This is a genomic window from Thermus tengchongensis (assembly GCF_021462405.1).
GTDB lineage: Bacteria > Deinococcota > Deinococci > Deinococcales > Thermaceae > Thermus > Thermus tengchongensis.
This window is the reverse complement of sequence record NZ_JAKEDU010000003.1, coordinates 136,937-159,892: the sequence shown is the minus strand read 5'-3', so window position 1 is coordinate 159,892 and position 22,956 is coordinate 136,937. Positions and strand designations below refer to the sequence as shown.

Sequence of the window (22,956 nt, the reverse complement as noted above, 5' to 3'; positions counted from 1 at the left end):
ATGGTCTGCCCGCAGGGGGAGGAGCCCCTTCGCCTTGAGCACCTCCGCCGCCTGGGGAAAGCCCAGGGCGCGCCCCAAAGTCCGGGCTTGCTCCTCGTCCAGGAGGGTGATAGGGGGAGGGGGTTCGTAGGGAAAGCCTTGGAAGGGATGGACGGCTACCCGGTCGTCTGGGGCCAGTTCCCCTATAGGCCGCATCCCTTCGGGCGTGTATACGGGATGGTCGGGGGTAGCCTCCAGAACAAACCCCCCCTCGGTGCGTAGGCGCACCAGGGTTTCCGCTTCTCGGGAGAGGAGGAGGAAGGCTTTGCCTGCCTCGGGTTTTTCCTCAAGCTGCCACACGGTGAGGAGGGGTTCTTTTTCCCTCGCCACCTCCTCTATGGGGCGGGTGTAGCGGTCGTGGAAGAGGACGCGGGTGCCGGCAGGCAGGCAGTTGATGTCAAACCCCACCCCTCCCGGGCTCACCACCCCCCCCGTCTCGGGGTCAAAGGCCGCCACCCCGCCGATGGGGAAGCCGTAGCCCCAGTGGATGTCCGGCATGGCCAGGGCGGGCTCCACGATGCCAGGCAGGGTGGCCACGTTCATGAGCTGCTGCAAGGAGGCGTAGCCTTCCCCCTCGAGGTCCTTCAAAATCTCCTCCGAGGCGAAGAAAACCGCGTCCACCCGCATCTTCCCCTGGCGGGGGATGCGGTAGGTGTAGGGGGCGATTCGTTCAAAGCGCATGGCGCCCTCCCAAAGCAAAAGACCGGGCTTTCGGGCCCGGGCTTACTCTCAAGTTACCGCGGTATGCGGTATGCGTCAAGGCTATGCAGGCCTAAGGGGCCTTGGAGGGTTCGGAGAGAGGGGTAACCTCCAGGTTGTCCAGGTAGAGCACCAGGTCCGGGTCATGCACTCCGAAGCCCAGCCCTCCTCGGCGGAAGTCGGGGTCCTGCCACGCAAGGAGTTCCCTTCCGTCCATGCGGAACCGGACCTCCCCGGTGCTTCGGGCGAGGACCTCAAAGCGGTGCCATAGCTTGTCTGTGACAAACGCTTCGCCCACTTCCTTGAGCTCGGGCCTCTTGGCCACCACCCTCCGTTGCTCTCCTAGCACCTTGGTCAGCTCTATGCCGTCGCGGCCGAAGCGGAACTCCAAGCCTTGAGTTCCCGCGGGGTCAAGGAACACCCGGGCCCGGAGACCCGCCGAAGCCCAGTAGGCGTTCCCCAGGGATTGCACATCAAAGCGGGCTTGGTAATCTGTCCAGTTCCCTGCCCCTGTGGTCAGCAGGGCGCCGCCAAACGGGGCTAGACGGACGGCGCGCGTGATGGCGTTTTTGGGGTCTAGCGCTTCGACGACGGTGAACGTCGCTTTTTCCTTCGCCAGCAAGCCATAGCGCTCAGGAGCCACCCCGGTCAGTACCGCGCCTACGGGATACCGTTCAAAGTCGTCGCTTAGGGGAAGGGGATTTCCGGGGAGAACCCAGGTGGGAACCTCCACTCGGCCCCTGGGGAGAGGCAACTCCACCCCCGGAAGGGGCTGGAAGACGGTGGGGGCGCACGCACCCAGGAGCGTCAGGGCCGCACCCAACCATGGCCATGGGTTCCGGAGCATGAGCTACCTCCTTTGCCCTTCCATTTCCAGGATGGACCAAGGCGGTTTCCCTTGTCAACTGGGCAGGCGGCTTAGAGCAAGGTGGGGTAAAATCCCCCTGTGCCCGACCTCGTCTTCGCCCTGGAAACCCACCCTGGGCTGAAGCGGCCCAAGAACGAGGACGCCGTGGGCCACGCCCTCGCCCCTTGGGGCGGGGTCTTCGTGGTGGCGGACGGGATGGGCGGGCACCGCACGGGGGAGGTGGCGGCCAGGCTGGCGGTGGAGACCATCCTGGAGCACCTGAAGGGGGTTGAGCCTTCCCCGCGGGTGCTACTCCAGGCCTTGGAGCGGGCCAACGAGCGCATCCACCAGGAGGCCCAGCGCCCGGAGAACCGGGGCATGGGCACCACGGCCACCTGCCTGGTCCTGGACCTGCCCTACGCCCTCATCGCCCACGTGGGGGACTCGAGGGCCTACCTCCTCAGAAAAGGAGAGCTCACCCTCCTCACCGAGGACCATTCTTGGGTGGCGGAGAGGGTGCGCCAGGGCCTCCTTTCCCCGGAGGAGGCCAAGACCCACCGCTGGCGCAACGTGATCACCAACGCCCTGGGCTCCTTCCCCCAGGCCCGGGTGGACCTCCTGGGCTTGAAGCTGGAGCCTGGGGACGTGTTCCTGCTCTGCACCGACGGCCTTTCCGGGGTGCTGGAGGACCGGACCCTCTTGGAGGTGCTGAAGCACTTCCCCCCGGAGGAGGCCGCCCGCCGCCTGGTGGCCCTGGCCAACGAGTGGGGGGGGCCGGACAACGTGAGCGTGGTGGTGGTGCGCGTGCCCGAGGAGCTTCCCCGGGCTAGCCGCCCCTACGCCCTCCCCCTGGAGGCGGCAAAGGGCGCCCCGGTGCACCTGAAGCTGGGGCAGGAGCCCGAGGAGCTGCCCACCCAGGTCATGGAGCCCAAGGGGCGGGGGATACGGGTGGGCTGGCGGGACATCCTCCTCATCGGCCTGTGGGTTTTGGTGGTGGCCTACATCCTCCTGGGCTACTTCAAAGGCCCCTAAACCTGCTAGACTCCTAAGGGTATGGAGCGCACCTTCGTGATGGTGAAACCCGATGGCGTAAGGCGGGGCCTGGTGGGGGAGATCCTGGCCCGCTTTGAGCGGAAGGGCTTCCGCCTGGTGGGCCTAAAGCTTATGCAAATCTCCCGGGAGCTGGCCGAACAGCATTACGCCGAGCACCGGGAGAAGCCCTTCTTCCCCGGCCTAGTGGACTTCATCACCTCGGGTCCGGTGGTGGCCATGGTCCTGGAGGGGCCGGGCGCGGTGGCCGAGGTGCGGAAGATGATGGGGGCCACCCACCCCAAGGATGCCCTTCCCGGTACCATCCGCGGGGACTTCGCCACCACCATTGACGAGAACGTGATCCACGGCTCGGCGAGCCTCGAGGACGCAAGCCGGGAGATCGGCCTTTTCTTCCGACCCGAGGAACTCCTCTAGGCCGGGGTTTACTCGCCGCTTTCAGGGGCCTGGGGCAGGCTCTGCGCCCGAAGGCGCTCCCAAGGGAAGTCGTCCAGAGGGTAGAAGCGGTCCGCCTGCTGCGCCAGGCGGTGGGAGGAAAGGGCGTGGAAGGTGGTGTTCTCCACCTGCTTGCCCATGTCCTGCACCACCCGCACCACCTCGGCGAAGTCCCCGTCCCCGGAGACCAGCACCGCCACGTCGTAGGCGTTGGCGTAAGCCAGGCGCAGGATGTCGATGGCGATCTGGATGTCCACCCCCTTCTCCACGAAGCCGTCCGCCCGCCGCTCGAGCCTTCCTAGGCGCACGGCCACGTAGGGCACCCGCTTTAGGTAGTTGAGGAAGCTCTGGTGGGCCTTGGCCGCGGGGTCTTCCGGGGGCAGGGGGGCGTTGTAATAGTAGGCGCGAAGGAGCCTACGTCCGGCGGTGAGAAGGCTGATAAACTCCACAAAGTTAAGCCGATAGTCCGGCCCCAGGTGCTGCACCAACCCCTTGTACAGGTTGGAGCCGTCGATAAATATGGCCACCCTTTCCATAACTGGCCCGCCCCTTTCCGGGCTCCCTCAGTCTAGCCCAGAGACGTGAGAAAGTTCATAGCCCACCGCCCCAATGAGCGGTGGGGGAAGCATATTCGCTTCGGCTTAGCCCTTTCGGGCGCCGGTATCCTACCACAGCCTTACCATGAGCGCAAGATGAGGAAAGAAAATGCCTTTAGGAGCGCACTTTTTCCGTTTCCGCGTACACGTCGCGGAAGACCCCGGGGATGGGGGCGTGGGGCTTGTGCACCCGCACCCGCACTCCCTCGAGGCGGGGAAAGGCCCTAAGGAGTTCCTCCGCCAGGTGGTCGGCCAGGGCCTCGATCAGGTAGAAGCGCCGGTGGCGCACCACCTCCTCCACCAGGGCGTAGACCGCGGCGTAGTCCACGGTTTCCTCCAGCCGGTCCCCCCTGCCCTCAAAGGGCACCCTAAGCCAGAGGTCCACCACAAACCGGGCTCCAAGCCGGCCTTCCTCGGGCCTCACTCCGTGGCGGCCGTAGAACTCCAGGCCCAAAAGGGCGATCTCCCCCATATCTATCCCCAAAGGGCGTTCCACACCGCGAGGGCCTCCCGATGGGCGGCCACGTCGTGGACGCGAAGGATCCTGGCCCCCTTCATGGCGGCGAAAAGGTGGGCGGCCACGGAGCCGATGACCCTTTTTGCGGGTTCCTCCACCCCCGTGAGCTCCCCGATGGAGCGTTTCCGGGAAAGCCCCACCAAAACGGGGTGGCCCAGGGCCACGATCTCCTCCAGCCGGCGGAGGAGGGCCAGGTTGTGCTCCAGGAGCTTGCCGAAGCCGAAGCCAGGGTCTAGGACCACCTGGGGCACCCCGGCCTTCAGGGCCTTTTCCGCCTGGGCCTTGAGGAAGGCCTTCACCTCGGCCACCACGTCCCCGTAGCGGGCGTGGGCCATCATGGTCCTGGGGTCAGGCACGGGCATGTGCATGACCACCGCCGCCACCCCGTACCGGGCACAGAGGGCCACCATGCGCTCGTCCCGAAGGCCCGTCACGTCGTTGATGAGGTGCGCTCCTAGCTTTAAGGCCTCCTCCGCCACCTCCGGCTTGCGGGTGTCCACGCTCACCGGCACCCCCAGCGCAAGAACGGCTTCCAGGACGGGGAGGAGCCGCCTTTTCTCCTCCTCCACGGGCACGGGCTCCGCTCCTGGGCGGGTGGACTCGGCCCCTAAGTCCAAGAGGTCCGCCCCCTCGGCCACCAGGGCTTTGGCCTGCTCCAGGGCCCTTTCCGGGTCCAGGTAGAGGCCGCCATCGGAGAAGGAGTCGGGGGTGAGGTTGAGGATGCCCATGATCCGAGGCTGGGAGAGGTCTAAAGTGCGGTCGCGAAGCCAGAGCACGAAAGGATTATATTGGGGCCAGGAGGTGAGGAACATGCGCCTTTTGGCCGCGGTGGACCTGGGGGAGGAGTTTCAGGACGTGGTGGAAACGGCCCGCTTCCTCCAAGGGGCCTTGGGGATGCCGGCGGAGCTCCTCCACGTGGTCCCCACCTCGTACCTGGAGGCCCTGGCCCGGCGCTTCCCGGAACTGGCCCCCAGCCTGGAGGCCACCTTGGGCTCGGTGGAGGGAAAGGTGTGGGAGGCGTTGGCGGAAACAGGCCTGAAGGGCCAGGTGTTCCGGGGCTTTCCCGCCCAGGTGGTGGCGGGGGAGGCCTTGAAGAGCCGGTTGGTCCTCGTGGGCCAGCGGGGGGTGGGGGCCCTCGAGGTCCTGGCCCGGGGAGGGCTGGCCCGCTACCTCCTCCACCGGGGGGAGGTTCCGGTTTTGCTGCTCCCCAGGGCCATGAAGGCGGTGCGGCGCATCGCCGTGGGCTTGGACGATAGCTCGGCAAGCCTGAGCGCCTTCCGGGTGGCCGAGGCCTGGGGGAGGGCCATGGGGGCTGAGGTGTTGGGCCTGCACCTGGTGAGCGGGGAAGGAGGGTGCTGCTTCCCCACCTACCTGGACCCCAGGGGCCTCGCCCTCGCTGAGGTGCTGGAGCGGGCCAGGGGCCACCTCGAGGCCCTCCTGAAGGCCACCGGGGTGGTGGAGGTGAGCAAGGGAGAGGACGAGCTGGACCTCCTGCGCCTGGCGGAGGCCCGCGGGGCCGACCTCCTGGTCCTGGGCTCCAAGGCCAGGAGCACCTGGCGCCACCGCCTGGGCCGGATGGTGGAGGCGCTCTTGACCCAAAGCCACCTCCCCCTCCTAGTGGTCCCCGAGGCCGCGGTCTGGTAAGGTGTGGCCCATGCACCACAGGCCTGGCTGGTTTCTTTCCCTTTCCGCCTACTGGTTCGCCACCAGCCTCAAGTGGTTTTTGGTCCTCCTGGTGATCCTGCCCGCCAAGGTGGCGGAGGTTTCCCCTCCGGAGGAGAAGGCCACCCGGTTGGGCTTTCTCTTCGGCCTGGGGGCGGTGATGGCCATCCTGGGTCCGCCCCTCATGGGCTACCTCTCCGACCGCCTGGGCCAGCGCCGGCCCTTTCTCCTCTTCGGAAGCCTCCTCACCGCCTTGGCCCTCCTCCTCCTGGTCCACGCGCCCACCTACGGCCTTCTCCTCCTGGCCTACCTCCTCCTGCAGGTGGCGGACGACCTGGCCACGGGGCCCTACTCCGCCCTGATCCCCGACCTGGTGCCCCGAAAGGAAAGGGGCACCGCCTCGGGGTACATGGGGGTCTTGCAGGTTTCCGGGCAGGTGCTGGGGGGGGTGGTGGGCTTCCTCCTGCCCCTGGCCTCCCAGGCTTACCTGGCCGCCCTGGTGAACCTTGTGGGGGCAGCCTTGAGCCTTCGGGTCATCCCTGAAGGCCCCCTCAAGGCCAACCCCCGGCCCCTGGCCCAGGCCTTGGCCCGGCCCTGGGGGGATCGGGATTTCCTCCTGGTCTACCTCACCCGCTTCCTGGTGATGTTGGGCTTCTACCTGGCCCAGACCTACCTTCAGTACTACCTGGCGGACGTGGTGGGTGCCTTCCAAGCCTTGGGGCGGTCCCTGGCCGAAGAGCCCTTCCAGGCGGTGGCCCTTTTGGGCCTCCTCATCTCCCTGGGGGCGGCCTTGGCCAGCGTGCCCGCGGGAAGGGCTTCGGACAAGGTGGGGCGCAAGCCCCTCATCTACCTTTCTGGGGCGGGGCTGGGCCTCCTCATGCCCTTTATCCTCCTCTTCCCCCGGTACGACCTCCTCCTCTTCCTGGCCCTCTTCTTTGGGCTTTTCTACGGGGTGTACCTGGCGGTGGACTGGGCTTTGGTGTCCGACGTCCTCCGGGACCCCGAGGCCCACGCCACGGACATGGGGCTGTGGCAGACCTCCATCGTGGTGCCCCAGGTGCTGGCGGGGGCCTTCGGTCGGCCCTTGGACCTCCTGAACGCCCAGGGGGAGGGTCTGGGCTATACGGTTCTTTTCCTCCTGGCGGGGGCCTTTTTCCTCCTGGGGGCCTTTTTGGTGGCCCCCATCCGCCGGGCCCGCTGAGGGGCGGATTACACTTGAGCCATGGACCTCACCCACTTCAAGGACGGCAGGCCCCACATGGTGGACGTGACGGAAAAGCCCGCCACCTTGCGTACCGCCACCGCGGAAGCCTTCGTGGAGCTCACCGAGGAGGCCCTGGCTGCCCTGGAACAGGGCGGGGTGGGGAAGGGGGATCCCCTGATGGTGGCCCAGCTCGCGGGCATCATGGCCGCCAAAAGGACCGCGGACCTCATCCCCTTGTGCCACCCCCTGCCCCTTACCGGCGTGGAGGTGCGGCTGGAGCTTTTGCGGGAGGAAAGGCGGGTGCGCATCGAGGCCACCGCCAAGACCAAGGCAGAGACCGGGGTGGAGATGGAGGCCCTCACCGCCTGCGCCGTGGCCGCCCTCACCGTGTACGACATGCTGAAGGCCGCCTCCAAGGGGCTGGTCATCTCCGGGGTGCGCCTCCTCCACAAGGCAGGAGGGAAAAGCGGGGAGTGGCGGGCCTCCTGAGCCTGCTTGTCCTCGCATAAGACAGGGTGGCTTGGGCCTCACCAGCACGTACCCGGGGGGTGTATCCTGGGGCCATGAGGATCGCCGTGGCCCTGTCCAAGAACGACGAGGGAAAGGTCTACCCCGGCCCCTTCGGCCACGCCCCCCGCTTCGCCATCTATGAGGTGGAGGGGGAGGGCTTCCGCCTGGTGGAGGTGCGGGAGAACCCTTATGCGGCCATGGAAGGAGGCGACAAGCACGAGCGCATGCGGGAGCTCCTCAAGGATGTGGACCTGCGGGTGGGGGCCCGCTTCGGCCACGGAGGCTCCATGGGGGCCTTTCCCATGGCGGAGCGCCTCGAGGTGGGCCCGGTGAGCGTGGCCGAAGCCCTGGAGCGGGTCAGGGGGCGCTGAAGTACCTCTGGAGGAGCTCCCGGGCTTCCGGGGAGAGAGGGGTGCGCTCCAGGTAGACCTCCACCCCCCGGCGCACCGCCTCCGGGGGTTGGCCTTGGCCCCAGGGAGAGGGCAGGGGAGCAGCCCCCACCTCCACCCCGGGTTGCAGGAGCCCCTCGCCCTTGCCCTTTGGCTCTAGCGGAGGGGGAAGGGTGGGCCCTGCCACCTGGGGACCGGGTCCGGAGGTTCCGGGACCTTTGGGTGCTGTTTCCCCCGGGCCCTCCTGGGAGGGGGAGGTTTCTCGGCCCGGCCTTAGGCCCTCAGCCTGGCCTGGGGAACCCTCGGCTCGGCCTGGGGGGGAGGGGTAGGTCCCTCCTCCTGGGCTCGGGTTGCCCGGGGCGTTCGGGGAAGGGGTTCCTGGCCCTGGGTTTTCCTGGGTTCCTTGGGGGGCGGGTTGCCCCGCGGAAGGCGCTTCTCCCGGCCTAGGGGACGGCGCCTCGGCGGGCCCCTGGGGGGGTTCCCCTGGTTTCTCCTGGCCTTCCGCACCCCCTGAGGGGCTGGGGGCCCTCTCGGGCCCCAGGAGCCTTTCGCTCCCTGGCAGGGTCCAGGGACTCCCTGGTCCTGCGGAAGACCGCCAGGCGGCGAGGGCCAGGGCCAAGAGGAGGGCAAGGAGGTAGGCAAGGAGGAGGCCTGAGGGGAAAGGGGGGAGCTTCATGGGCGCCCGCCTCGCTTCTTGCCAGAGGCGCTCTTCCCCATAGGCCAAGGCGGTGGGGTAGGCCAGGCTGGTCCGGGCGATCTCCTGTAGCGCCCGCCCTTCCCAAAGCCGGGCGGGCAGCAGAAAGGGTAGGAGGGAGGCCAGGGCGAAGAAGGGGTGGAGAAAGCCCAGAAGCGCCAAGGGAAGGGCCAAGAGGAGCCGGTGGCGCCAGGCCAGGCGCCTTGCGTAAAGAAGGTGGAACCCAGGCTCCACGGCAAGACCATTATCTCCCGCCAGGGGTTAAGGAAAAGGTGCCCGGGGCCTAAAGGCCCCGGGGGGAGGGAGTACACCGGTCTACTTGACCGGGGGACGAGACTTGAGCACATCCTGCGGGGACATGGCCTTGGCCCGCAGGGCCTTCACCTCCTCGGCGCTTATGGGCTTGGCCTTGGACTTGGCGAAGGTGGTGAGGATGTGGTTCAGGAGGTCGGCCACCTCCTGGTCCTTGAGCTGGCGGAAGGGGGGCATGACCCCGTTGTAGGTCTTGCCCTCCACGGTGAGGCTGCCCTGCAGGCCGTAGAGCACCACCCGGATCAGGTACTCCCGGCCCCCCTTGGCCTGGACCACCTTGTCCAGGTGGGTGAGGGGCGGGAAGGCTCCGGGAAGCCCCTGGCCGGTAGCTTGGTGGCAGCTTTGGCAGTTGGCGGAGTAGAGCTTGGCCCCTGGGCTTTGCCCAAGGGCCAGAAGGCCCAGGAAGAGCAAGGTGGGCAAGAGGCGCTTCATGGCTCCATTATGGAGAACCCTGCTCCCCCTAGGCCAGGGGCATTTGTCCCCAGGCTTTGGGGATGTAGGCGCAACGGGGATCGGCGGCCAAGGGATCCCCGGTTTCCGCCCAGGCCCGGGCCCGGCTGCCCCCGCAGAGCTCCCGGTACTCGCAGACCCCGCACTTGCCCTTTAGAAGGGCCTTGTTGCGGAGCTCGAGGAAAAGGGGGCTGTTTCGGTAGATCTCCAAAAGGGGCCGCTCGCGCACGTTGCCTGCGGAAAGGGGCAGGAAGCCCGAGGGGTAAACCTCCCCTGTGGAGGATACGAAGACGAAGCCGAAGCCGTCGGAGAGGTGTACCCCCCGCCCTTCCCCCACTAGGGCCCCATCTTCCCCTCCCTCCTTCTTGCGGCGCTCCAGGGCCACCCGGCGGAACATGGGGCCTTCCGTGGTGCGCACCTTGAAGGGGTAGCGGCGGGAAAGATCGTAAAGAAGGTGCATCACCTCCTCGTATTCTTCCGGGGAAAGCTGCTCCAAAAGGGCTCCCCGGCCCACGGGCACCAGGAAGAAGACCTCCCAGGTGGCCACGCCCTTCTCCGCCAGGATCTCGGCGATTCCCGGCAGTTCCTTGGCGGTGCTCCGGGTGACGGTGGTGTTCACCTGGGTCATGAGGCCCACCTCCCGGGCCCAGTCCAGGGCCTGTAGGGCCAGGGCGAAGGTGCCCGGCACCCCGCGGAAGCCGTCGTGGGCCTCGGGGGTGGCCCCGTCCAAGGAGATGGCCATCTGGTGCACGCCAAGCTCCTTGAAGCGGGCCACCACCTCCCGGGTGAGCCTGGGGGTGACGGCGGGGGTGATCCCCACCTTAAGGCCCAGGCGTTTGGCCTCCTCCAGTAGGAGGAAGAGGTCCGGCCGGGCCAGGGGGTCGCCCCCGGTGGGGAGCAGGATGGGCTTGGGGGTGTAGGTGGCGAGCTCCCGGAGAAGGGCCAGTCCTTCTTCGGTGGAAAGCTCTCCGGGCAGGGGGTCGGGCACCGCCGAGGCCCGGCAGTGCTGGCAGGCGAGCAGGCAGGCCCGGGTCATCTCCCAGGCCACCAGGAGGGGGAAGCGGTGAAGGTCGGGCTTCATGCCTCCAGGATGGGGCCTAGGGATGGGGGCAGATGTCCCTAGCGGGGCAGGGTGAGGCGGTAGGTGAGGGTGCGGGCCTCTTTGGGTTTCAAGGCGAGTTCCAGGCGGTAGCCCTGGGGGAGGAGGGTAGCGGTGGGGAAGTCCAGGCGGAAGGGCTCGGGGAAGGTTTCCGAAAGGAGGAGGGTGACGGGGTAGGGGTAGGGGTTTTCCAGACGGGTTTCCACCCGGTAGGTGGCCTCCTTCTCCGTGCGGGAGAGGAGGCTCACGCTCCGGAAGAGGCGGGCTTCCAGGTCCTTGCCAAGCCAGACCTCAGCGGCCTCTCCCTTAGGGGTGGCGGGGAGGAAGGCCTGGCCCAGGAAGAGGCCTCCTTCCACCGCCTCCAGGTTCCCCGGGGCCAGGGGAAAGGGGGCCCTGAAGCGGTAGCCCCGTTCCAGGGGGAGAAGCTTCTCGGTGCGGAAGGGGCCCTGGTAGCGCAGAAGGCGCTCCGGTTGCACTTCCCCCTTGAGGAAGGGCACCTCCGTGGTGCCCGGGAGGAGCTTTCTGGGGGGAAGCTCGTAGCGGAAGAGGCCGAAGGGGCTTTCCGGGATGGGGCCCCCTTCGGCGAAGGCCCGCAGGGCGGCCTTGGGGGCGGATGGAGCCTCGAGGAGGGGGGCTTCCCCCGCCAGCAGGGTGAGGCGCTTGGCCTCGAGGGGCTCCCCCTCCAGCCGGAGCCTAGCCCACAGGGTGAGCGTCCCCTCCTCCAGGGTGTAAAAGATTTCCCCTGTAAGGCCGGTGTAAAGGTAGCGCAAGGTGGCAGGGCCTTCCCCTTGGTAGCGGAAGAGGACCGCCGAGCCCTGGTAGATGCGCTCCACCTCCTCCACACCGAGGAGCCTGAGGGAGCCTGGGGCCATGCGGGAAAGCTTTTCCCCCGCCAGGTAGACCCAGGCGCCGGGGGGCAGGACCACGGGCTCCTTCACCTCGGCGAAGCCGGGGTAGACCACCACCTCCTGGGCCAGGGCGAGGAGGCCCAGGGAGAAAAGGGCGAGGAGTTGTTTCATACCCCCAGTCTACGGGCCAAAGCCTCCACCTCGGCCCGGGTGAGGGGCCCGCCGTGGCCGATGTAGACCCTTTCTACCCCCAGGTCCAGGATTTTGCGCACCGTCTTCTGGGCCAAGGCGTGGTCCTCGTTGATGAAGCGGGGGGGAAGCCCCCGGCCCCTGAGGGCGTCCCCGGCGATCAGGACCCCTTCCCGGAGGAGCCCCACCTGGCCCAGGGTGTGGCCAGGAAGCGCCACCACCCGCCACCCGAAGACGGCCTCCCCTTCCTCTACGGGCCTTAAGGCCTCCTGGGGAAGGGGCGGGGCCAGGTTGGCGAGGAGGGAACCCAGGAGGGGGAGAGGTAGGGGCGGGCGGGGCTTGGCCTTGGTGAGGTAGGGCCATTCCTTGGGGTGGGCCAGGATGGGGAGGCGGAACCTTTCCCAAAGCGCTTTGGCCCCGCCTGCGTGGTCGGTGTGGTGGTGGGTGAGGAAAAGGAGCCTGGGCGGGGGTTCCAGGAGGGGGAGAAGCCGTTTGGCCTCCCAGGCAAGGCCCGCGTCCACCAGGAAGTACCCCTCTTCCGTCGGCACCCGGTAGAGGTTGGCGGCGAAGCGCAGGACCTCAGGCCCGCTCATAGGCGGGATGGACGCCCATCTCCTGGAGGGCCTTCCGGATGCCCTCCGCGTCGATCCCCGCTTGGCGGTGGAGGCTAGGGATGGTCCCGTGCTCAAAGAAGCGGTCGGGGAGGGCCAGGATCCGCACCTCCGGCTTCAGGCCCATTTCGTTCAGCGCTTCCAGGACCGCGCTCCCGAAGCCCCCCATCCGCTGGTGGTCCTCCACGGTGAGGAGCTTGTAGCGGGCGAGGGCCCGGAGGGTCTCCTTGTCCAGGGGCTTGAGGAAGCGGGCGTTCACCACGCCCACCCGGGGGTCGTCCGCGGCGGCCTCGAGGGCGTACTTCAAGGTCTTTCCGAAGGCCAGGATGTAGGCCTCGGTGCCCTCCTTCAGGACCTCCCAGCGGCCCCACTCGATCTCGGGCCAGGCGCCCTCCGGGGCCCGTTCCACGTTGTCCCGGGGGTAGCGGATGGCCACGGGCCCTCCCACCTCCAGGGCCTTCTTGAGCATGGCCCTAAGCTCCAAGGCGTCCTTGGGGGCGGCGATCTGCAGGTTGGGGATGGTGCGCAGGTAGGCGATGTCAAAGACCCCGTGGTGGGTGGCGCCGTCCGCCCCCACCACCCCGGCCCGGTCGATGGCGAAGACCACGGGCAGGTTCTCGATGGCCACGTCGTGGATCACCTGGTCGTAGGCCCGTTGCAGGAAGGTGGAGTAGATGGCCACGATGGGCTTAAGGCCTCTTAGGGCCATCCCTGCCGCCGTGGTCACCGCCACGTCCTCGCAGATGCCCACGTCCAGGTAGCGCTCCGGGTGCTCCAGGGAGTAGCGCACCAGCCCCGAGCCCTCCCGCATGGCTGGGGTGAGGACGAAGAGGCGGGGTTCCAGATAGGCCAACTCCGTCACCGCATCCCCAAAGGCCTGGCTCCAGGAGTACCCCTTGGAAACCTTCTCCGGCTTCTCCGGGTTGAAGCCGGGGGGGCCGTGCCAGTAGATGGGGTCGGCCTCGGCCACCTTGTAGCCCTTTCCCTTCTTGGTGACCACGTGGAGCAGGGTGGGGCCGTCCAGCTCCTTGAGGTGCTCCAGGATGTGGATGAGCCCCTTGAGGTCGTGCCCGTCCACGGGGCCCACGTAGCGGATGCCCCAGGCGTAGAAAGGATTCTCCTGGTGGAGGATGAGCTTGGCCGCCTCCTTGGCCCGGTCCACCAGGCCGAAGAGCCTGGGGGAGATGTGCTCCAGGATCTGCCGGCCCAGCTTCTCGGCGTCCTGGACCCATTTCCTGATTTGCAGCTCCTTGAAGTACTTGTTGAGGGCCCCCACGTTCTCCGAGATGCTCATCTCGTTGTCGTTGAGGATGATGAGCATCTTTTTGCCCAGCTCCCCGATCTTGTTGAGGGCGGCCAGGGCCATTCCCCCGGTGAGGGCGCCATCCCCTATGACCGCCACCACGTGGTAGTCCTCCCCCTTCAGGTCCCGGGCGAGGACCATGCCCAAGGCGTGGGCCAAGGAGGTGCTGGCGTGCCCGGCGGTGATGGCGTCGTGCTCCGACTCGGAAACCTTGGTGAAGCCGGAAAGCCCCCCTTCCTGCCTTAGGGTGTGGAAGCGGTCCTTGCGCCCGGTGACCAGCTTGTGGGCGTAAGCCTGGTGGCCCACGTCGAAGAGAATGCGGTCCTTGGGGGAATCGAAAACCCGATGGAGGGCCAGGATGAGCTCCACCGCCCCCAGGGAGCTCGCCAGGTGGCCGCCGTTTTGCGCCGTCACCCGGATGATCTCGCTGCGGATCTCCTCCGCCAGCTGGAGGAGCTCCTCCAGGCTCAGGCGCTTCAGGTCCTCGGGGCTATTCACTTTTTCCAGCACCATACGCACCTCACCGGAAGTTGCGTTCCACCAAGAGGCGCCCTTCCCGGGTGCGCACCTCCCCCACCCGGGGGGCGAACCAGACCTCGTAGGCGGTCTGCCCCGCCTGGTCCTGGTAGGTCTGGCGGATGCGGAAGACCCGGAAGACCCCTGCGGGCACCCGCACCTCTCGCTCCTCCAAGACCTCCATCGCGTAGGTCAGGCGGCCCGACAGCAAGGGTTCCCGTCCCCCCGGGGTGAGGAGCTCCACCCGCCCCTCCACCGTCCCGCCCCAGCGGTGCCCAGGCACCAGAAGGGCCTCCGGGGGGTACTCCAGGATGGGGGGGGTGAAGACCACCCGGGCGGAGGGATCCTGGAAGCCCAAAAGCCGCACGCCAAAGGCCCCCATCTGCCGGTAGTAGACCCGGTCCTCCCCCCGGCCGAAGCTGCGGAAGCGCACCGCTTCCTGCGCTTCGTAAAGGGCCGGGCCCTCCACCCGCACCCGGTAGGGCGGGGAGGAAAGGGCCTCCCCCTCGGGCACATAAACCCACTCCAGACCCGTGGTGGCGGGGTAGAAGGCGGTTTCCTTGAGGAGGGGCCGGGCCTCAGGGGCTTGGGTGGCCTGAGGGGCACAGGCGGCCAGAAGGAGGGCAAGGGCCATAAGGTATCGCCTCATGGTACGGAGTTTACTCCCCCTTTGCCCGTGGGCTGGCCAACACTTTCCCCAAGGTGGCGGAGCGCCTTTGGCCCCTCTCAAGCCCTCGGGCTGGGCTTGCTCCGTCCAGCCCCGCTGGCCTGGGCCACAAGGGGAGGGACATGGGGGCTTCAGGACTGGCCAAGCTCCCGTTTCAGGCGGGCGAGTTCCTCCTCCAGCTCCTTTTCCGCGGAGAGGGCGGCGAGCTCCTTTTCCAGGTCCCGGCCGTCCAGCTCCTTCAGGGCCTCGTGCCGGTCCTCCATGGCCAGGATGCGGGCCTCCATCTCCTCGAAGGCCTCGAGGGCGGGATGCTGGTCCAGCCGCGACTCCATGCGGCGCACGGCCTCGGCGGCCTCCACCCCCTTCTTGCGGGCCAGGAGGAGCTTCTTGCGGGCCTCAGCCTCGTCGATCTTGGCCTCGAGGGCCTTGAGCTGGGTCATGAGCCGGTCGATGAGGGCCTTTTGTTCCTCCGCCTGCTGCCGGAAGCCCTCGGCCAGGTCCAAAGCCCGCTTCCTGCGCTTGAGGGCTTCCTTGGCCAGGTCCTCCCGGCCCGCCTGCAGGGCTTCCTTGGCCTTCTCCTCCCAAAGGGCGGCCTCCTTCAGGTGGCTTTCCACCTCCCGTTCCAGGCGCTTGCCCTCGGCCATGGCGGCCGCCACCTGCTCCCGGGCTTCCCTAAGGGCTTCCTTCATGTCCAAAAGCGCTTGCTCCATGATCTTTTCCGGGTCCTCCGCCCGGCGCAACAGGTCGTTCAGGTTCGCCCGGATGAGGCGGCTGATGCGGTCCAGTAGGTTCATGGCTGTCCTCCAAAGAAGAGTATGCCACACCCGGCCCTTGACGGGGTGAGGGGAGGGGGGTAGGCTCCCCTTGTAAGTATGCGCTCACTTACAGACCCCGTGGAGGCCCGGCTTCTCCAGGCGGCCTTGGAACTCCTGGCGGAGCGGGGGTACCGGGGGGCCACCACCAAGGAGATCGCCCGGCGGGCGGGGGTGAGCGAGGTGACCCTCTTCCGCCGCTTCGGGAGCAAGGAGGCCCTCCTGCAACGGGCCCTTTCCGCCTTCGTTCCCCATGGGCTTCTGGAGCGCTTACCGGGGGCGGAGGCCCCTCTGGAGGCGGGCTTGAGGGCGCTTTTGGAGGCCTACCTGGACCTCGTGGAGGGCCGCCGGGCTCTCCTGCCTAAGCTCCTCGCCGAGCTCCTGCGCCACCCGGAGCTGAAGGCCCAGGGGCTTTTGGCGGCCATGGAGGGGGTGGTGGGCTTCTTCCGCGCTAAGCAGGAGGCGGGGGCGCTCTGGCGGGGGGAGCCCCCGGAGGAGCTGGCCCTGGCCTTTTTGGGCCCCCTCATGGCCCGCTTCCTCCTGGGGGAGGCCTTGGGGGTGCGCTTGGCCCTGGACAAGGAGGCCTACGTGCGGGGATACCTGGAGGGAAGGTATGGTGGAGGCTGAAGCCATCACGCAGAGCTTCGGGGGGGTGAAGGCCTTGGACGGGGTGAGCCTTCAGGTGCGCCCAGGGGAGGTTTTCGGGCTCCTCGGGCCCAACGGGGCGGGGAAGACCACCCTGGTGCGGGTCCTCACCGGGGTTCTCAGGCCCGATGGGGGGAGGGCCTGGGTGGCGGGGCTGGAGGTGGCGAAGGAGCCCCACCGGGTGAAGGCCAAGATCGGCTACGCCACCCAGGAGCAAAGCGTCTACCGGGATCTTACGGTGGAGGAAAACCTCCTCTTCCGCGCCCGCCTTTACCGGCCCAAGGAGGCCCGGGCTTTGGCCCAGGAGGCCTTAAAGCGCTTTGGCCTTTGGCCCTACGCCCGGAGCTTGGCCGGCCACCTCTCCGGGGGGTGGCGGCAGCGCCTGGCCCTGGCCCAAGCGGTGGTCCACCGTCCCGAGGTCCTCTTCCTGGACGAGCCCACCACGGGCCTGGATCCCCTTTCCCGCCGGAGCATCTGGGAGCTCATCCACCAGGAGGCGGCCGGGGGGGCGGCGGTTTTGGTCACCACCCACTACATGGACGAGGCGGAGCGTTGCCACCGCCTGGCCCTCCTCTTCGCCGGGCGGGTCCTGGCGGTGGGCACCCCCCAGGAGCTGAAGGCCATGGCCAAGGAGCGGGCCCGCTTCCTCTTCGCCCCCAGGGCCTCGTTGGAGGCGGTGCGGGGGAGGCCGGGGGTCCTCGAGGCCTGGCCAAGCGGAGAGGGGGTGCGGCTCATCGTCCGGAAAGAGGTGACCCTGGAGGGGTTCCAGGAGGTGGAGCCCAGCCTGGAGGACGTCTTCGCCCTCCTCAGCAAGGAGGCCCTATGAACCGCATCCTGGCCTTGGCGGAAAAGGAGTTCCTGCAGATCCACCGGGACCACGTCCTGCCCCGGCTCATCGTGCTTCTGCCCAGCCTCATGCTCCTCCTTTTCGGTTATGCCATCAACTTCACCCTGAAGGGCATCCCCCTGGCGGTCCACGATGCCTCCCAGGACCGCGTGAGCCAGACCCTCCTGCAGGAGCTCACCCGGGAAGACCTCTTCCGCCTGGCCCTCCAGGCCAAAACCCCCGAGGAGGTGGTGCGCGCCGTGGACCGGGGCCAGGCCCGGGTGGGCCTGGTGGTGCCCGCGGGTGCTCTGGAGAGGGTGCGCCGGGGGGAGAGCCTGAGCCTGGAGGTCTATGTGGATGGCACCGACCCCAACTTCGCCTTCCAGGCCCAGGCCGCCCTCCGGAAGGCCATCCAGGAGGTGAACGCCCGCATCCTCTTGGGCCGGGCCCTGGCGGGGGAGAGCGTCCTGCCCCCCTTGAGCCCCAGCCTCCACACCCTCTACAACCCGGAGAACAAGACCGCCTGGTTCATGATCCCCGGCATCATCGGCCTGGTCCTCACCATGTTCACCGTGCTCCTCACCGCCCTTTCCATCGTGCGGGAGGCGGAAAGCCGCATGATGGAAAGCCTGCTGGCCTCCCCCCTGCGCCCCCACGAGATGGTGCTGGGGAAGGTTTTGCCTTACCTCTTCATCGCCTTTGGGGTGGCCCTGCTGGTGCTGGCCCTGGGGCACTGGGTCTTCGGGGTGCCCGTGCGGGGAAGCCTGGCCCTGCTCCTCTTGGCCATGTTCCTCTTCGTGCTGGGCTCCTTGGCCGCGGGGGTCCTCATCTCCACCCTGGCCCGCACCCAGGTGCAGGCGGTCTTCGGCACCTACGCCTACGCTTTTCCCACCATCTTCCTTTCCGGCTTCGTCTTCCCCATCGACGGCATGCCCCGCCTCTTCCAGCTCCTCTCCTACCTGGTGCCCGCCCGCTACCTGATTGAGGTCCTGCGGGGGGTCATGCTGAAAGGGGTGGGGCTTGGGGTGCTCTGGCCCCACCTTTTGGCCCTGGCCCTCTTCTCGGGGCTGGTGCTCTTTCTGGCCTCCGCGCGCTTCCAGAGGCAGGTGGCGGTATGAGGCGGGCGCTTTTCTGGCTTTTCTTGGGGCTTTCTTCGGCCTTGGCCCAGGGGCGGCTGGAGGCGGGGGTGTACGGGGTGCCTGGGGCTTTGGCGCCCACCCTCGAGGCCGCCCTCGCCCTGGAGGCGGGGGAGGCCTACCTCCGCCTCGGTCCGGGGCGGGGGGCCTTGGGCCTGATGGGAAGCCTTTCCTTGGGGCCCTTGGGCTACCTGGCCTACGGGGTGCAGGGGGAGGTGGGGGAGGGGGGGCTTGGAGGCGCCCTCTTCGCCGAGGGCGGGGCAGGGCCCATCGCCTTGGAAGGGCGGCTCGGCTACCGCCCCCAGGAGGCCCTTCCCCTTTTCCCCGAGGCGGGGCTTTTCGGGCGGGTGGCCCTCCGCTACCGCCTCCTGCCCAAGGAGGTGGTGGGCCTCCTCCTGGAGCGGGGGGAGGTGGCCCGGGCCGAGGCCACCTACGCCCTTCGGGAAGGGGCCACGTACACCTTGGGGGCAGGGCTTTCCCGCCTCCCCTACCTGGTTTTGGGATGGAAGGGGGAGGTGGGGGAGGGGATGGAGGTCCTGGACCTGGCCTTGCGCCTAGGGGGGCTCAACCGCCTCGAGGCGGGCCTTTACTTAGGGGAGGCTAGCCTTTTCCTCACCCTTTCTTATCCCTTTGCGGGTAGCCTCGGGGTGTGGCTTGGGGACCTGGGCCTCGAGGGGGGCTACAAGGGCTTTCCCTACGCCTGGGTCCGCTACGTCTGGAGGTGGCCATGAAACGCATGCTGGCGCTTTTGCCTTTGCTCTTTGCCCTAGCCCTAACCCAGTCCGCGACGGAGATCCTGGACCGGGTGGAGAAGAACCTGCAGGACCCCTGGCAGGCGGTGGTCCAGGGCCTGGTGCAGGGCCCCTCGGGCCAGGAGGAGCTTAGGGCCCGGGTCTTCGCCCTCCCCAAGGAAAACCTCTTCCGCATAGAGTTCCAAAAGCCGGGCTCCCTGGAGGGGAACTTCACCGTCATCACCGAGAAGGAGGTCTGGAACTACCTCTACCTCACCAACCAGCTCATCATCAGCCCTAAGGAGAAGGCCCAGGTGCAGGGCCTGGGCTTCAGCCCCCAGGGCCTTGGGGACCTCAAGGGGCTTTCCGAGCGGGTGGCCCTCCGGGTGGTGGGGGAGGAGCGCCTGCCGGAGGGGACAGCCTGGAAGCTCCTCGGCCAGGCCAAGGAGGGGCAGGGCTTCGCCAGCCTGGAGCTTTACATCCTTAAGTCCGACCCCCGCCCCGTGCGCTTCGTCTTCCGCGACGAGGCGGGGAAGGTCCTGGCAGACCTCAAGGTGGTGGAGTTCAAGCGGGCCGCCTTGCGGGCCCAGGACCTCAAGCGCTACCCCAAGGACGCCCAGGTGGTGCGGCGCTAGGGTTCGGCGTAAAGGGGCGTGGTGAGGTACTTCCAGCCCCCGTCCGGGCTGATGCAGGCCACCCGCTTGCCGGGGCCGAGCTCCTTGGCCACCTGCAGGGCTGCCCAGATGATGCCCCCTGAGCTCATCCCCAGGAAAAGCCCCTCCTCCCGGGCGAGGCGCCTTGCTAGGGGAAAGGCGTCCTCCTCCCACACCTGGATGACCCCATCCAGAAGGGAGAGGTCCAGGTTCTCGGGGATGAAGCCGGGTCCCATGCCCTGGAACTGGTGCTGGCCCATCTTGCCCCCGGAGAGGACGTTGGAGCGCGCCGGCTCCACGGCGTAGACCTTCACCTGGGGTAGGCGCTCTTTTAGGTAGCGGCCCACCCCGGTGATGGTCCCCCCGGTGCCCGAGCCGTAGACGAAGGCGTCGATCCGCCCCTCTAAAGCTTCAAAGAGTTCCGGTCCGGTGGTCTCGTAGTGGGCCCGCACGTTGGCGGGGTTGGCGAACTGGTCGGGCATGAAGGCCCCAAGCTCCTCCTTAAGGCGCAAAGCCTCCTCCCTGGCGGCTAGCATCCGCCTCGCCGGGTCGGTGAGGACCAGCTCAGCGCCGAAGGCCTTCAGCACCCGCTTCCTCTCCTCCGACATCTGGGCGGGCATGGTGAGGATGAGGCGGTAGCCTCGGCTGGCGGCGATCATGGCCAGGCCGATCCCGGTGTTGCCGCTGGTGGGCTCCACGATGACCTGGCCGGAGCCAGGGCGGAGGAGGCCTCTTTCCTCGGCATCCCGGATCATGTACCAGGCGGGCCGGTCCTTGATGGACCCCCCCGGGTTCTGACCCTCCAGCTTCACCCAGACTTCGGCCATGTCGGGCTCCACCACCTTGAAAAGGCGCACCACCGGGGTTTTGCCGATGATGGTTTCCACCCGCATACCCCTACTATAGGGCTTGTAAGGGAAGGGGAAAGAGCTTGGATACGGGGAAAGCCTCCTCCACCCTTTCCTCCAAGGGGCGGGTCTGCTAGGCTAAGGGGAGCAAGCCTGGCTTGCGAAAGGGTGACCATGAAGGTGGAACAGGACAAGGTAGTGACCATCCGTTACACCCTCCAGGTGGAGGGGGAGGTCTTGGACCAGGGGGAGCTTTCCTACCTGCACGGGCACGGCAACCTGATCCGGGGCCTCGAGGAGGAGCTGGAAGGCCGCCAGGAGGGCGAGAGCTTCCGGGCCCACGTGCCTGCGGAGAAGGCCTACGGCCCCCACGACCCCGAGGGGGTCCAGGTGGTGCCCCTTTCCGCCTTCCCCGAGGATGCGGAGGTGGTGCCGGGGGCCCAGTTCTACGCCCAGGACATGGAGGGGAACCCCATGCCCCTCACCGTGGTGGAGGTCCAGGGGGAGGAGGTCACCATCGACTTCAACCACCCCCTGGCGGGCAAGGACCTGGACTTTGAGGTGGAGGTGGTGCGGGTGCGGGAGGCCACCCCCGAGGAGATCCTCCACGGCCACGTGCACGAGGGCGGGCACCACCACTAGACCCTCCTGGACTCCCCGGCCCCAAGGCTCCGTGCCTTGGGGCTTGACTTTTTCCTCCCCCCGTGGGATAGTGAAGGGTCCCTGGAAAACCAAGTGGGTTTTCGGGATGAAGGAGAAGCATGAAGAAGGGTACCGTCAAGTGGTTCAACGCGGAAAAAGGCTACGGGTTCATCCAGCAGGAAGAGGGTCCGGATGTGTTCGTGCACTTCACGGCCATCGAGGCCGAGGGCTTCCGCACCCTGAACGAGGGGGAACGGGTGGAGTTCGAGGTGGAGGCCGGCCGGGGGGGCAAGGGCCCCCAGGCCAAGAGGGTCCGCCGCCTCTAAAGGATCTTTCCGCCCTGAGGCCCCTTCGGGGGCCTTTTTGCTTTAGGCTTAAACCATGCGCATCCTGGTTTCCAACGACGACGGCATCTTCTCCCCCGGGATCAAGGCCCTGGGCCTGGCCATGCGGGCCTTGGGCGAGGTTTACGTGGTGGCCCCGGACGTGGAGCAGTCCGCGGTGGGCCACGGCATTACCGTCCGCCGCCCCCTGCGCTTCAAACACACCGCCAGCGCCGGCTTCGGCGAGGTGCCGGCCTACCGGGTGGACGGCACCCCTGCGGACTGCGTGGTGCTGGGCGTACACCTTTTGGGCCGGCCCGACCTGGTGGTTTCCGGCATCAACATCGGGGTGAACCTGGGCCTGGATCTCACCCACTCGGGCACGGTGGCCGCGGCCCTGGAAGGCACCTCCTTGGGCATACCCTCCATCGCCTTTAGCCTGGACACCTCAGGGGAGGAGCTGAACTTTGCCGAGGCGGCGGCGTGGGCGGTGAGGATTGCCCGGCTGGTGATGGCGAAGGGCCTGCCCAAGGGGGTGCTCCTCAACGTGAACTTCCCGGCCGGGGTGCCCAAGGGGGTCATGGTCACCCGGCTCTCCACCCATCACTGGGAGGACAAGGTGGTGGAGCGCCTGGACCCCGAGGGGAGGCCCTACTACTGGATCGCCGGCACCCCCGTGGGCGAGGAGGAGGAGGGCACGGACCTCTTTGCGGTGCGCCGGGGCTACATCTCCATCACCCCGGTGAGCCTGGACTTCACCGCCGGGGAGTTGTTGGTGGAGGTCCGGCGCTGGGTGGCGGAACTCTAAAGGAGCCGGACGGGCATCCCCTCCTTCAGGCCCAAGGCCTCCTTGGCGCTTCCCCGGTTCACGGCCACCTCCAAAAGGCCGGCGCTTCCCAGGTAGGCCACCGCTTCCCCCTCCCCCACCTCGCCGAAGGTGCGCCGCACCGGCACCCGCCTACCTCCTACCTCCACCCAGGCCCCTAGGGGGGCTTGGAGGAGGGTGGTGATGGCGTTTCCAAAGCGGTCAAAGGTGAGCACCTCCCCCTCCGGCCCCGGGCTCAGACGGAGGGGAAGGCGAAGGAGGCTTCCCACGGGCACCTCCGGGCCCAGCTCCCCTGCGGGGAGCCCCAGGGCCAGGTGGGCGGCGGCAGGAGCGAAGAGGTCGCGGCCGTGGAAGGTGTGGCCCCCCGGGGCCCAGCCCCCAAGGGTCTGGACGCCTTGGGGTGCGGGTGGGCGCACCTTTTCCAGAAGAAAGGCCCTTTGAGGGGGGTCCAGGAGCCAGGCCAGGGTGAAGAGGCCGTTATCAGGCCCCACGTAAAGGCGCCTTCCTATGGCGGCGATGGCCCGCCTCCTGGTGCCCACCCCGGGGTCCACCACCGCCAGGACCACCGCCCCTTCCGGCAGGTAGGGGAGGGCCTCGAAAAGGGCATAGGCAGCCCGGCGCAGGTCCTGGGGGGGTAGGGCGTGGGCCAGGTCCAGGACGGGTACCCCGGGGGCTTTTTCCCAGAGCACCGCCTTGACCACGCCCACGTAGGGGTCCTCGAGGCCAAAATCGGAAAGGAAAAAGACGGGACGCATCTTCTCAAGGTATCCCTAACCCGGCGAAGCCGACGGGGAAGGGCCCCATGTACCTCCTCGTGGACTAAGCTACCCCGGGGGCCCTAAGTACCCCGTCGTGGCTTGCGCCACGACGGGGGCCC

The 22,956-nt window shown here is 67.9% G+C and carries 28 protein-coding genes and 1 pseudogene; 14 read left to right on the top strand and 15 right to left on the bottom strand.

The window, feature by feature from the left end:
- Positions 1-216 precede the first annotated feature (216 nt).
- A pseudogene (locus L1087_RS13300) lies at positions 217-720 on the bottom strand (RtcB family protein); the annotation flags it as partial.
- 91 nt (positions 721-811) lie between these two features.
- Positions 812-1,585: a hypothetical protein gene (locus tag L1087_RS05410; protein ID WP_234557975.1), complete on the bottom strand. Its 774-nt coding sequence runs from the start codon at positions 1,583-1,585 to the stop codon at positions 812-814.
- A 99-nt stretch (positions 1,586-1,684) separates the two neighbouring features.
- Here L1087_RS05410 and L1087_RS05405 point away from each other — a divergent pair, with 99 nt between their 5' ends.
- Positions 1,685-2,617 (top strand): PP2C family protein-serine/threonine phosphatase, encoded by a 933-nt coding sequence (locus tag L1087_RS05405; RefSeq protein ID WP_234557972.1) that lies wholly within the window; start codon positions 1,685-1,687, stop codon positions 2,615-2,617.
- Between the two features lie 21 nt (positions 2,618-2,638).
- Positions 2,639-3,052 (top strand): nucleoside-diphosphate kinase, encoded by a 414-nt coding sequence (ndk, locus tag L1087_RS05400; RefSeq protein ID WP_234557970.1) that lies wholly within the window; start codon positions 2,639-2,641, stop codon positions 3,050-3,052.
- An 8-nt stretch (positions 3,053-3,060) separates the two neighbouring features.
- Here ndk and L1087_RS05395 read toward each other — a convergent pair whose 3' ends face one another.
- The 3 genes from L1087_RS05395 to folP form a co-directional block, all read right to left on the bottom strand.
- The gene (locus L1087_RS05395) at positions 3,061-3,606 is read right to left on the bottom strand and encodes a LabA-like NYN domain-containing protein (RefSeq protein ID WP_038041062.1); all 546 of its coding nucleotides are present in this window, start codon (positions 3,604-3,606) and stop codon (positions 3,061-3,063) included.
- Between the two features lie 175 nt (positions 3,607-3,781).
- Positions 3,782-4,138, bottom strand: coding sequence for a dihydroneopterin aldolase (folB, locus tag L1087_RS05390; RefSeq protein WP_234558086.1), 357 nt, complete (start codon positions 4,136-4,138; stop codon positions 3,782-3,784).
- A 2-nt stretch (positions 4,139-4,140) separates the two neighbouring features.
- A complete protein-coding gene (folP, locus tag L1087_RS05385; RefSeq protein ID WP_038043328.1) occupies positions 4,141-4,959 on the bottom strand; it encodes a dihydropteroate synthase in 819 nt (272 codons plus the stop codon).
- Between the two features lie 34 nt (positions 4,960-4,993).
- On the opposite strand from folP, the gene L1087_RS05380 reads away from it, so the two are divergent.
- From L1087_RS05380 to L1087_RS05365, 4 genes are all read left to right on the top strand, one after another.
- A complete protein-coding gene (locus tag L1087_RS05380; RefSeq protein ID WP_234557968.1) occupies positions 4,994-5,827 on the top strand; it encodes a universal stress protein in 834 nt (277 codons plus the stop codon).
- Between the two features lie 10 nt (positions 5,828-5,837).
- Positions 5,838-7,046 (top strand): MFS transporter, encoded by a 1,209-nt coding sequence (locus L1087_RS05375; protein WP_234557967.1) that lies wholly within the window; start codon positions 5,838-5,840, stop codon positions 7,044-7,046.
- Between the two features lie 21 nt (positions 7,047-7,067).
- The gene (gene moaC / locus L1087_RS05370; protein WP_038048570.1) at positions 7,068-7,538 is read left to right on the top strand and encodes a cyclic pyranopterin monophosphate synthase MoaC; all 471 of its coding nucleotides are present in this window, start codon (positions 7,068-7,070) and stop codon (positions 7,536-7,538) included.
- Positions 7,539-7,612: 74 nt separating this feature from the next.
- Positions 7,613-7,930, top strand: a complete 318-nt coding sequence (locus L1087_RS05365) for a NifB/NifX family molybdenum-iron cluster-binding protein (RefSeq protein ID WP_038041067.1) — start codon at positions 7,613-7,615, stop codon at positions 7,928-7,930.
- Here L1087_RS05365 and L1087_RS05360 read toward each other — a convergent pair.
- The 8 genes from L1087_RS05360 to L1087_RS05325 form a co-directional block, all read right to left on the bottom strand.
- The gene (locus L1087_RS05360; protein ID WP_234557966.1) at positions 7,917-8,876 is read right to left on the bottom strand and encodes a hypothetical protein; all 960 of its coding nucleotides are present in this window, start codon (positions 8,874-8,876) and stop codon (positions 7,917-7,919) included. The two genes, L1087_RS05365 and L1087_RS05360, sit on opposite strands and share 14 nt — an antisense overlap.
- 81 nt (positions 8,877-8,957) lie before the next feature.
- The gene (locus L1087_RS05355; RefSeq protein WP_234557965.1) at positions 8,958-9,386 is read right to left on the bottom strand and encodes a c-type cytochrome; all 429 of its coding nucleotides are present in this window, start codon (positions 9,384-9,386) and stop codon (positions 8,958-8,960) included.
- Between the two features lie 28 nt (positions 9,387-9,414).
- Positions 9,415-10,485 carry a TIGR04053 family radical SAM/SPASM domain-containing protein gene (locus L1087_RS05350; protein ID WP_038041070.1) on the bottom strand — a complete coding sequence of 357 codons (1,071 nt, stop codon included), beginning with the start codon at positions 10,483-10,485 and terminating at the stop codon, positions 9,415-9,417.
- Positions 10,486-10,523: 38 nt separating this feature from the next.
- On the bottom strand, positions 10,524-11,522 hold the full coding sequence (locus L1087_RS05345; RefSeq protein WP_038041071.1) for a hypothetical protein: 999 nt from the start codon (positions 11,520-11,522) through the stop codon (positions 10,524-10,526).
- The gene (locus L1087_RS05340) at positions 11,519-12,133 is read right to left on the bottom strand and encodes an MBL fold metallo-hydrolase (protein ID WP_234557964.1); all 615 of its coding nucleotides are present in this window, start codon (positions 12,131-12,133) and stop codon (positions 11,519-11,521) included. Before L1087_RS05340 ends, L1087_RS05345 begins: the two co-directional genes overlap by 4 nt.
- Positions 12,120-13,967 (bottom strand): 1-deoxy-D-xylulose-5-phosphate synthase, encoded by a 1,848-nt coding sequence (gene dxs, locus L1087_RS05335; protein ID WP_234557963.1) that lies wholly within the window; start codon positions 13,965-13,967, stop codon positions 12,120-12,122. Before dxs ends, L1087_RS05340 begins: the two co-directional genes overlap by 14 nt.
- A gap of 7 nt (positions 13,968-13,974) precedes the next feature.
- Entirely contained in the window at positions 13,975-14,619 is a 645-nt protein-coding gene (locus L1087_RS05330) for a hypothetical protein (RefSeq protein ID WP_038041074.1), read from the bottom strand.
- 149 nt (positions 14,620-14,768) lie between these two features.
- Positions 14,769-15,431, bottom strand: a complete 663-nt coding sequence (locus L1087_RS05325) for a PspA/IM30 family protein (protein WP_135259260.1) — start codon at positions 15,429-15,431, stop codon at positions 14,769-14,771.
- A 78-nt stretch (positions 15,432-15,509) separates the two neighbouring features.
- Between L1087_RS05325 and L1087_RS05320 the strand changes: the two genes are divergently transcribed.
- Genes L1087_RS05320 through L1087_RS05300 form a run of 5 tightly spaced genes read left to right on the top strand, consistent with a single transcriptional unit; the run spans position 15,510 to position 19,422 of the window.
- Positions 15,510-16,076 carry a TetR/AcrR family transcriptional regulator gene (locus L1087_RS05320; RefSeq protein WP_234557962.1) on the top strand — a complete coding sequence of 189 codons (567 nt, stop codon included), beginning with the start codon at positions 15,510-15,512 and terminating at the stop codon, positions 16,074-16,076.
- Positions 16,063-16,920 (top strand): ABC transporter ATP-binding protein, encoded by an 858-nt coding sequence (locus L1087_RS05315; RefSeq protein WP_234557961.1) that lies wholly within the window; start codon positions 16,063-16,065, stop codon positions 16,918-16,920. Before L1087_RS05320 ends, L1087_RS05315 begins: the two co-directional genes overlap by 14 nt.
- Positions 16,917-18,038 (top strand): ABC transporter permease, encoded by a 1,122-nt coding sequence (locus L1087_RS05310; RefSeq protein WP_234557960.1) that lies wholly within the window; start codon positions 16,917-16,919, stop codon positions 18,036-18,038. Before L1087_RS05315 ends, L1087_RS05310 begins: the two co-directional genes overlap by 4 nt.
- Entirely contained in the window at positions 18,035-18,787 is a 753-nt protein-coding gene (locus L1087_RS05305; protein WP_234557958.1) for a hypothetical protein, read from the top strand. Before L1087_RS05310 ends, L1087_RS05305 begins: the two co-directional genes overlap by 4 nt.
- Entirely contained in the window at positions 18,784-19,422 is a 639-nt protein-coding gene (locus L1087_RS05300) for an outer membrane lipoprotein carrier protein LolA (RefSeq protein ID WP_038041080.1), read from the top strand. Before L1087_RS05305 ends, L1087_RS05300 begins: the two co-directional genes overlap by 4 nt.
- Here the strand turns inward: L1087_RS05300 and cysK are convergent.
- The gene (gene cysK, locus L1087_RS05295; RefSeq protein WP_038041081.1) at positions 19,419-20,333 is read right to left on the bottom strand and encodes a cysteine synthase A; all 915 of its coding nucleotides are present in this window, start codon (positions 20,331-20,333) and stop codon (positions 19,419-19,421) included. The genes L1087_RS05300 and cysK overlap by 4 nt on opposite strands.
- Before the next feature lie 129 nt (positions 20,334-20,462).
- Between cysK and L1087_RS05290 the strand changes: the two genes are divergently transcribed.
- From L1087_RS05290 to surE, 3 genes are all read left to right on the top strand, one after another.
- On the top strand, positions 20,463-20,930 hold the full coding sequence (locus L1087_RS05290; RefSeq protein WP_038041082.1) for an FKBP-type peptidyl-prolyl cis-trans isomerase: 468 nt from the start codon (positions 20,463-20,465) through the stop codon (positions 20,928-20,930).
- 119 nt (positions 20,931-21,049) lie between these two features.
- A complete protein-coding gene (locus tag L1087_RS05285) occupies positions 21,050-21,256 on the top strand; it encodes a cold-shock protein (protein WP_038041083.1) in 207 nt (68 codons plus the stop codon).
- Between the two features lie 55 nt (positions 21,257-21,311).
- Complete coding sequence (surE, locus tag L1087_RS05280; protein WP_234557956.1) at positions 21,312-22,061, top strand: 5'/3'-nucleotidase SurE; 750 nt, start codon at positions 21,312-21,314, stop codon at positions 22,059-22,061.
- Here surE and L1087_RS05275 read toward each other — a convergent pair.
- The gene (locus L1087_RS05275) at positions 22,058-22,834 is read right to left on the bottom strand and encodes an SAM hydrolase/SAM-dependent halogenase family protein (protein ID WP_135259267.1); all 777 of its coding nucleotides are present in this window, start codon (positions 22,832-22,834) and stop codon (positions 22,058-22,060) included. The genes surE and L1087_RS05275 overlap by 4 nt on opposite strands.
- Between the last annotated feature and the right edge of the window lie 122 nt (positions 22,835-22,956).